10 protein-coding genes are annotated in these 8,704 nt (G+C 52.0%); all 10 read left to right on the forward strand.

Annotation, left to right across the window (positions count from 1 at the left end; all coding sequences use genetic code 11):
- The first annotated feature begins 168 nt into the window (after window positions 1-168).
- Window positions 169-786: a 5-formyltetrahydrofolate cyclo-ligase gene (locus tag ACFO9Q_RS22750; RefSeq protein ID WP_379185866.1), complete on the forward strand. Its 618-nt coding sequence runs from the start codon at window positions 169-171 to the stop codon at window positions 784-786.
- 1 nt (window position 787) lies between these two features.
- Entirely contained in the window at window positions 788-1,276 is a 489-nt protein-coding gene (moaC, locus tag ACFO9Q_RS22755) for a cyclic pyranopterin monophosphate synthase MoaC (protein ID WP_379185867.1), read from the forward strand.
- A gap of 19 nt (window positions 1,277-1,295) precedes the next feature.
- Window positions 1,296-1,790, forward strand: coding sequence for a MogA/MoaB family molybdenum cofactor biosynthesis protein (locus ACFO9Q_RS22760; RefSeq protein WP_379185868.1), 495 nt, complete (start codon window positions 1,296-1,298; stop codon window positions 1,788-1,790).
- Window positions 1,787-2,818, forward strand: a complete 1,032-nt coding sequence (locus ACFO9Q_RS22765; protein ID WP_379185869.1) for a molybdopterin-binding protein — start codon at window positions 1,787-1,789, stop codon at window positions 2,816-2,818. Before ACFO9Q_RS22760 ends, ACFO9Q_RS22765 begins: the two co-directional genes overlap by 4 nt.
- 47 nt (window positions 2,819-2,865) lie before the next feature.
- Window positions 2,866-3,102, forward strand: a complete 237-nt coding sequence (locus ACFO9Q_RS22770) for a twin-arginine translocase TatA/TatE family subunit (protein ID WP_379185870.1) — start codon at window positions 2,866-2,868, stop codon at window positions 3,100-3,102.
- A gap of 136 nt (window positions 3,103-3,238) precedes the next feature.
- Window positions 3,239-3,976, forward strand: coding sequence for a twin-arginine translocase subunit TatC (tatC, locus tag ACFO9Q_RS22775; RefSeq protein WP_379185879.1), 738 nt, complete (start codon window positions 3,239-3,241; stop codon window positions 3,974-3,976).
- Window positions 3,977-4,210: 234 nt separating this feature from the next.
- Window positions 4,211-4,492: a co-chaperone GroES gene (gene groES / locus ACFO9Q_RS22780; RefSeq protein WP_379185871.1), complete on the forward strand. Its 282-nt coding sequence runs from the start codon at window positions 4,211-4,213 to the stop codon at window positions 4,490-4,492.
- Between the two features lie 90 nt (window positions 4,493-4,582).
- On the forward strand, window positions 4,583-6,220 hold the full coding sequence (gene groL / locus ACFO9Q_RS22785) for a chaperonin GroEL (protein ID WP_379185872.1): 1,638 nt from the start codon (window positions 4,583-4,585) through the stop codon (window positions 6,218-6,220).
- 150 nt (window positions 6,221-6,370) lie between these two features.
- Window positions 6,371-7,147 carry a pirin family protein gene (locus tag ACFO9Q_RS22790; protein WP_379185880.1) on the forward strand — a complete coding sequence of 259 codons (777 nt, stop codon included), beginning with the start codon at window positions 6,371-6,373 and terminating at the stop codon, window positions 7,145-7,147.
- Window positions 7,148-7,162: 15 nt separating this feature from the next.
- A complete protein-coding gene (locus ACFO9Q_RS22795) occupies window positions 7,163-8,347 on the forward strand; it encodes a CobW family GTP-binding protein (protein ID WP_379185873.1) in 1,185 nt (394 codons plus the stop codon).
- The last annotated feature ends 357 nt before the right edge of the window (window positions 8,348-8,704 follow it).

The raw sequence follows: 8,704 nt of genomic DNA on the forward strand, positions 1-8,704 counted from the left end.
TAGAACCTCCAACATCTCATGAATCGCATTCCTAGATTATTTTAACACATCTAAATATACTCTTACATTAAAGGAACAACCGAATAACACAAATACTCTTCATTGGCGAAACCATGTTAACAATGGTAAACTACATATAATTAACAGGCTATAGGGGATGCAAGGCCGATGGACAGCTATGGAGCCGCTAGAGCAAACGAAAAACAAATGCTGCGCAAAGAGATGGCGGCCATACGAAATGCCTTGTCTGAGAACTATCGTCAATATGCCTCAGATGAGGCCTGTCTGCATGCAGCTGCGTGGCTGCAAGAACAGCAGGTTCGCAGCTTCATGACATATGTACCATTGCGAACAGAGCTGAATGCTAGACCGCTGACCGAGTGGGCTTGGGCTGCTGGCATCCGTGTCATAGTTCCCAAGTGCCGGCCAAGCGACAGAGCCATGATTCTGTACGAGATCACAGAATGGGATCAATTGGTGCCGGGCGCATATGGAATTATGGAGCCGAATCCTAATCTTGCCATTAACAGGGGCACGGCTCCAGAGGTAATACTCGTACCGGGACTGGCCTTCGACAAGGAGGGCGGCAGACTTGGCTACGGGGGAGGGTATTATGATCGTTATTGGTCGTTAATAAGTGCCTCATCAGCTAAGCCCTATTGGTTAGGACTCGGTTATGACGCACAGCTCCTGCCGAAGGTGCGGCTTGAGCAGCACGATCTGAGATTGGATGGAGTAATAACGGAGAGCGGTATTAGCTTGGTCCAGAGGAATGGGGGAGAATGAGATGGAGCTGACACACTTCGGCGAGCAAGGACGCGCGCGTATGGTGGACGTGACCGACAAGGAAGTAACCTCGCGGACAGCAATCGCACAGACAACTGTAACGATGAGCCCGGATACACTAACCCGGATCAAGGCGGGAACCATCGGCAAGGGGGACGTGCTCGCTGTTGCGCAAGTAGCCGGTATTATGGCAGCGAAGAAGACATGGGATTGGATTCCGATGTGTCATCCGCTCCCGCTCACTGGCATTAATCTGACGTTCCGCGATAATGGTGTGAACGAGCTGTATATAGAGGGAGTCGTGAAGACAACGGGCAAGACAGGCGTAGAGATGGAGGCACTAACGGCCGTCTCAGCAGCTGCGCTGACGGTATACGATATGTGCAAGGCGCTTCAGAAGGATATGGTGATCGGCCCGACACAGCTTATGTCCAAGACCGGAGGCAAGAGCGGCGACTACCAGGCTTCAGTGAACCCACGAGTGGACTAGGGATTGGAGGAATTGGTATATGCGGTGGAAAGTAGCCATTCTTACGGCTAGCGACAAGGGATCGCGCGGAGAGAGAGAAGATACAAGCGCGCAGGTGATTCGTGAGCTTGTAGAAGAAGAGCTAGGCGGCGAGATCGTAGATTACCGCATCGTCCCGGATGAGCAGGATGAGATCATGGCTGCGCTCATTGAGATGACGGATTATTTTCAAGCGGATCTCGTATTGACGACGGGTGGAACGGGCCTCGCACCTAGGGATGTCACGCCCGAGGCCACACTTAGAGTCATTGATCGAATGGTGCCGGGCATTGCGGAGGCAATGAGAATGGGCGCGCTGCAGAAGACGAGGAGAGCGATGCTCTCACGAGGAATATGCGGCATTCGTGGACGTTCGCTGATCGTGAATCTGCCGGGAAGTCCGAAGGGCGTGCACGAGAGTCTGATGGCCTTCATGGATCAATTGCCGCATGCGCTGGGCATTCTATCCGGTGAGCTGGGAGAGCATACGGTATGAGCACCGAGAGCGAAGGCCGCCGGACGATCTTGAAGGAAGTCCCCGTTCATGAAGCAGTTGGCATGCGGCTGGCTCATGATCTGACCCAGATCGTTCCAGGCGTGTTCAAGGGCCGACTGTTCAAGAAGGGACATGTCATTCTAGAGAGCGACATACCGAAGCTGCTGGATATCGGGAAGGAGCATATCTACGTCATGGAGATTGGCTCTGACGAGCTGCATGAGGATGATGCTGCGGTGCGGATGGCCGAGGCTCTCTACGGGGATGGAACAGAACTCTCAGAGACACATGAAGGTAAGGTTAGCATTAAGGCTACGAGGCTTGGACTTGCTGTCGTGAATCGGACAATTGTAGAACAGATTAATGAATTAGGCGACATTGCACTGGCTACTGTCAAGACACATACCGTTGTAAAGCCCGGGCAGCCAATTGCTGCAACGCGTGCCATTCCACTTACCGTTCCTAAGAGCAAGGTTGAGAGAGTGGAGCAGCTTGGCGAAGCCTGCCGTGAGGCGAATGCAGGGGCATCAGCGCTGTCTGTGCGGCCGCTAAGGAAGGTTCGTGCGGGCCTGCTTACTACCGGCGGGGAAGTATTCAGCGGAAGAATTGCCGATAAGTTCGGGCCTGCAGTGCGGAGCAAGCTCGAAGCATTAGGCTCGGAGGTCGCTGAGCAACGATTCGCTCCCGATGACCGACAAACAATTGTCAAGGAAATACACTACTTGCAGCAGCAAGGGTATGATATGATACTTGTAACTGGCGGGATGTCCGTAGACCCTGACGATCGAACACCCGGAGCTATTAAGGCTTCAGGAGCAGAGATTATCAGCTATGGAACCCCAATGCTGCCAGGCTCCATGTTACTAATGGGATACTTAGAAGGTATACCGATTCTAGGCCTTCCAGGCTGTGTCATGCATGATCCCTATACCTCGTTCGATGTCCTGCTGCCTCGCATACTTGCAGGGGACAAGATCGTACGTGAGGATATCACGAGCATGGGCTATGGCGGGTTATATGGCTGCTAACAAGGCAGCATGTCAACATCAGGTCTAACTACAAGGAGGTTAATGATATGGGAGGCATAGGCACTACAGGTGTTATTCTGCTCGTCCTCGTTGCGTTGCTGCTGTTCGGACCGAACAAGCTGCCCGAGCTTGGCCGTGCATTCGGGCGTACTCTTCGCGAGTTCAAGTCTGGTGCGAAGGATATCATGGACGATCATGACAAGAAGGACAGCAGGCAGGATAAGGTTATTGAAGTAAGCCGGACGGAACAACCTGCACCGGATCATAAGCGGCTTCCGGACTGACCCCGGACCGCTTTTTTTTGTACAGCCAGGATAGTTAGATCTACATGTTAGAATGAGAGGATGCAGGCAATTGAGTACAAGAGACAGCGGCAGGGAAGGGTCGCAATTCAGTGGATTATTGAGCGAAGAGGGCTTGATGCCGCTGCTGGAGCATCTCGGCGAGCTGCGCAAGCGAATTATGTACATTCTCATTGTGCTCGTCCTGGGAATGGTCATCGGCCTGATCTTCGCGGAGCCGGTATATGACTACTTAATGGATCAAGAGCAAGCCAAGGGCTTAACCCTTCACGCCTTCTCCCTATGGGACGGAATTGGGATGTATATGAAGTTCGCTCTAGTTATCTCCCTAGTGGCTGCCTTGCCGTTCACCGTCTATCAGCTATGGGCGTTTGTAAGGCCGGCCCTGCGCGAGAATGAACAGCGGGCTGCGCTGAAGTATGTGCCATTTGCTCTCATCATGTTTTTGATTGGCCTCTCTTTTGCTTATTTCGTTGTCTTCCCGTTAGCTTTTCATTTTACGAGGACGGTTGCGGAGCAGCTTAGCCTGGAAGAGACGTATGGCATTACGCAGTACTTTGCATTCATGTTCAATATTCTCATTCCAATCTCGCTGCTGTTCGAGCTTCCGCTCGTGATTATGTTCCTCACCGCGATTCGAGTGCTGAACCCCATTCGTCTTCGCAAGATGAGGAGGCTGGCCTACTTCCTGATGATATTCATTGGCGTATTGGTAACCCCGCCTGACTTCATATCGGATGTGCTGGTGGCCATACCGCTTATTCTGTTATACGAAGTAAGTGTATTACTCTCAGCAACGATCTATCGGAAGCAGCTGGCGGCCGATGCCAGATGGGAAGAGGAGTATAGCTCGTAAGAGCTTGCTCCTCTTTGTTGTATATGGGCTTATAGCCGGAAGCAGGTTGGGCTATACTGGGTAAGGTGCTTACGGCCTTATGAAGGGCTTCCTGTGTAAATTTACAGCAAAAATAAGCAAAAGCACTTGAAATGCGAGTAAGAAAAATAGTATTATAAGGATGGTTGTTAGCACTTAGAAGTCTTGAGTGCTAATAAAACATCATGCGACAAATTTAGAAGGAGGCTATTTTCAATGATCAAACCTTTGGGTGAACGTGTATTGGTCGAACCTGTTGCAAAAGAGGAGACGACTGCAAGCGGCATCGTGCTGCCAGATACGGCAAAAGAAAAGCCGCAAGAAGGTAAAGTAGTGGCTGTAGGCAGCGGAGCGCTTAAGGATGGCGTGCGTGTTGCGCTTGAAGTGAAAGAGGGCGACCGTGTGCTGTTCTCCAAATATGCGGGAACAGAAATCAAATATGAAGGCAAAGAATATTTGATTATGAAGGAAAGCGACATTCACGCGATCTTTGAATAAGCCCTTTTGTGGGACACATACACGTATAACTTACATTCTAACAAGCAAGAAGACTACTTATTGCTTACCATTCTAAGGAGGTAACCGAACATGGCTAAAGAGATTAAATTCAGTGAAGATGCACGCCGTGCGATGCTGCGCGGGGTTGATGCTCTTGCGAATGCAGTGAAGGTAACCCTCGGTCCGAAGGGCCGTAACGTTGTATTGGAGAAGAAATTCGGATCTCCGCTTATCACGAACGATGGTGTATCCATTGCGAAGGAAATCGAGCTGGAGGATGCATTCGAGAACATGGGTGCTCAGCTCGTTAAGGAAGTAGCTACGAAGACGAATGACGTTGCCGGTGACGGTACAACGACAGCGACTGTCCTTGCTCAAGCGATGATTCGCGAAGGTCTGAAGAACGTAACTGCTGGCGCTAACCCAATGGTTATCCGCAAAGGGATCGAAAAAGCGGTTAAAGCTGCAGTTGAAGAACTGAAAGCAATCGCTAAGCCTATCGAAGGCAAGCAGTCCATTGCACAAGTAGCTTCCATCTCATCTGCGGATGAAGAAGTAGGCCAACTGATCGCTGAAGCGATGGAGAAGGTCGGCAACGACGGCGTCATTACCGTTGAAGAGTCCAAGGGCTTCGTAACGGAGCTGGAAGTGGTTGAAGGGATGCAATTCGACCGCGGCTATATCTCTCCTTATATGATTACAGATACAGACAAAATGGAAGCTGTACTGGACAACCCGTACATCTTGATCACAGACAAAAAAATCTCCAACATTCAAGAGATTCTTCCTGTGCTTGAGAAGGTTGTTCAATCCGGCAAGCAGCTGCTCATTATTGCAGAAGACGTAGAAGGCGAAGCGAATGCAACTCTAGTTGTGAACAAGCTTCGCGGCACATTCACTTGCGTAGCAGTTAAGGCTCCAGGCTTCGGCGATCGTCGTAAGGCAATGCTGCAGGATATTGCTGCTCTAACTGGCGGCCAAGTGATCACGGAAGAGCTGGGCCTTGAGCTGAAGTCAACAACCGTTGACCAACTCGGTTCTGCTCGTCAGATCCGCGTAACGAAGGAGAACACGATTATCGTTGACGGCAGCGGCAACAAAGCGGATATCGATGCTCGTGTGAACCAAATCCGTTCGCAGCTGGAAGAGACTACTTCCGACTTCGACCGTGAGAAGCTGCAAGAGCGTCTAGCTAAGCTTGCTGGCGGCGTAGCGGTTATCAAGGTTGGAGCGGCTACTGAGACTGAGCTGAAGGAGCGCAAGCTTCGCATCGAGGATGCACTGAACTCTACTCGCGCAGCAGTGGAAGAGGGTATCGTATCCGGTGGTGGTACAGCTCTAATCAACGTATACAACGCGGTTGCAGCTGTTCAAGCTGAGGGCGATGAGCAGACTGGTGTGAACATCGTTCTTCGCTCGCTGGAAGAGCCGATCCGTACAATCGCTGCTAACGCGGGCCAAGAAGGTTCCGTTATCGTTGAGCGTCTGAAGAAGGAAGCAGTAGGCGTAGGCTACAACGCAGCTACCGGACAATGGGTGAACATGTTCGAAGCGGGTATCGTTGACCCTGCGAAGGTTACTCGTTCCGCGCTTCAGAACGCTGCATCCGTTGCGGCTATGTTCCTGACAACCGAAGCGGTTGTTGCTGACAAGCCTGAGAAGGATAAGCCAGGCATGCCTGATATGGGCGGCATGGGTGGAATGGGCGGTATGGGCGGCATGATGTAATCATTTGGATATCTCTAGACTGCATAGTCAAGAGTTCCAGATGGATGACATGTATAGCCGAGCTTACAGCTCATAGAAGGATGTCCCTTGCAATTTCTTCTTCGGAAGTTGCAGGGGGCTCTTTTTTTGTACACAGGGAGGGGTTACATGATGCATCCTCGTATCTATCATCCGGAGCTTCAAGCGAAGGGATCATTCGACGATGGGAAGATTACGGAGCAGAAGCCGATTGGATTCTCCGGTGAAGGCTCGGTAGTGAAGCGGGTAGGTCCGCTCTTCTATTGGGCATGGGCGTTCTGTGCGGATGAAGGTTACATTCCGGAACACCCGCACTTCGGGTTCGAGATTATTACCTATGTCGTGCAAGGCCAGGTGCAGCATGGAGACTCGCTCGGGACACGAAGTGCCATCGGTGCTGGAGGCATTCAAGTGATGCAGACCGGCTCAGGGGTCTCTCATGAGGAGCGCTTCCTTGGTCCAGATATGGAAGCCTTCCAGATCTGGTTCGAGCCTAATATGGAGCAGTCAGTGAAGAGCGCGCCTACCTACTATCAATATGAGCATGAGCAGCTGTCTCTGGCGGTGGAATCTTATGGAACCATGAAGACGGTCATCGGAGAGGGATCGCCAGTTAGGCTGGAAGCAGATGTGCTCATGTGGGATGTAGAGATTAAGCCAGGTCATCGTTACTCCTATACCATTCCTCAAGGGAGAGACGCAGCTGCGCTTGCCATTCGAGGAGAGGGCTCATGGGCCCACGCAGATGACGAGGAGAAGCAGCATGCCTTCCATGCGAAGGACTTCACCCTCATCAGCGAGCTGCATGAGACAACCGTGCTCGTGGAAGCAACGGGGGTTGAACCGCTTAGAATGATAGTGATAGAGGTTCCAAGTAAGGTAGATTATCCACTGTATCCCAAGAGATAGAAGGTGACTGAAAATATGACCATACCTAGCGAGCATAAACGGATCGTTCCCGTTCACTTGCTGTCAGGATTCCTTGGCAGCGGCAAAACCACGCTGTTGACGCAGATCATTGATTATTGTACCGCCGAGGGTAAACGAGCGGCTGTTATCATGAATGAACTAGGAGATGTAAATCTGGATGGTCAGCTGGTAGATGAGCAAGTGCCTATGGCGGAGATGCTGAGCGGATGTATCTGCTGCACGATTCGCGGTGACCTCGCCTTAGAGCTTAAGACGCTGGTCGACATCCATCATCCTGATCTTATCATCATTGAATCTACCGGTGCCGCGAACCCGATGGAGATTATCGACGGGGTGACAGAAGCTGCGATGTACACGCGCATTGATCTCCGCTCGATTACAACGGTGGCGGACGGGCCGGAGCTGCTTCAGCGCAGGCGCACTGGCAAGGGGCGGACCTTCAAGCTGATGCAAGAGCAGATTCGGTGCGCATCTCGCATCCTGCTTAATAAGGTGGACCGGCTGGAGCCGGAGGAGCTTGTTGAAGCGCAGCAGCTGCTGAGGGAACTGAACGCACATGCACCTATTCAAGCGACAGTCAGATGCCGCCTCGATGATTGGAGCTGGCTCAGTGACAGCGAGACTGTTCTTCGTCATGCGGAGCGGACTGAATCATGCGAGCCAGGCTGCGAGCATGGCGGGCATAGCCATGGGGAGCATGGCGGCGATAGCCATGAGGAGCATAGCGGGCATAGCCATGGGGAGCATGGCGGGCATAGCGATGTGGAGCATGGCGGCGATAGCCATGAGGAGCATAGCGGGCATAGCCATGGGGAGCATGGCGGCGATAGCCATGAGGAGCATGGGCATAGTGATGGGAATTATGGCCACAGCCATGCGGTGCATGACCATAGCCATGACCATGTGATGGCACTCACTCATTACTGGGGCGGAGCCGTGAATAGTGAAGCCTTCGAGGCTCTGCTGAAGCAGCTGCCGCGGAGCATCTATCGTGCCAAGGGCATCGTCACGCTGCAGGAGACGGGCAGCCGATTCCTTTTCCAGTACGCCTACGGCGAGTCTGACTTCATACGGATCACACCTCAAGGTGAAGTGAATGACGTAGCCGTGTTCATTGGCGAGGGGATGGACAAGGGGAAGCTTCTCAGCGACTTGCAGAAGCTAGAGCAGTTAGGCTAGCTGGAGTAATGGATGCTGTGCTATGCAGCGAGGATGACAGTAGTTGGACATACCGCTGTGCCATGGGAGCACCATGGTCAGTCGCTGGGTCTATCTATGCTGTGCATGGGAGCACCATGGTCAGTCGCTCGGTCTATCTATGCTGTGCATGAGAGCACAGGTCTTTGCAAGGGGCATCTCACATGACGGCGCCGTCTAGCCGGTTGCTCTAACGGAACTCACAGCCCTTATTTGAATGATATCAGCCCATTTCAGATTCTAAACATTCCTGTATACGCTAATATTTCGGCTTAGACAAAAACAGGAGCGCCTCGTATGATGGGGGTGTACGGGGTCGATGCCCTAAGAAACCCATCA

The sequence above is a fragment of the Paenibacillus sp. GCM10023252 genome, assembly GCF_042653305.1.
GTDB lineage: Bacteria > Bacillota > Bacilli > Paenibacillales > Paenibacillaceae > Pristimantibacillus.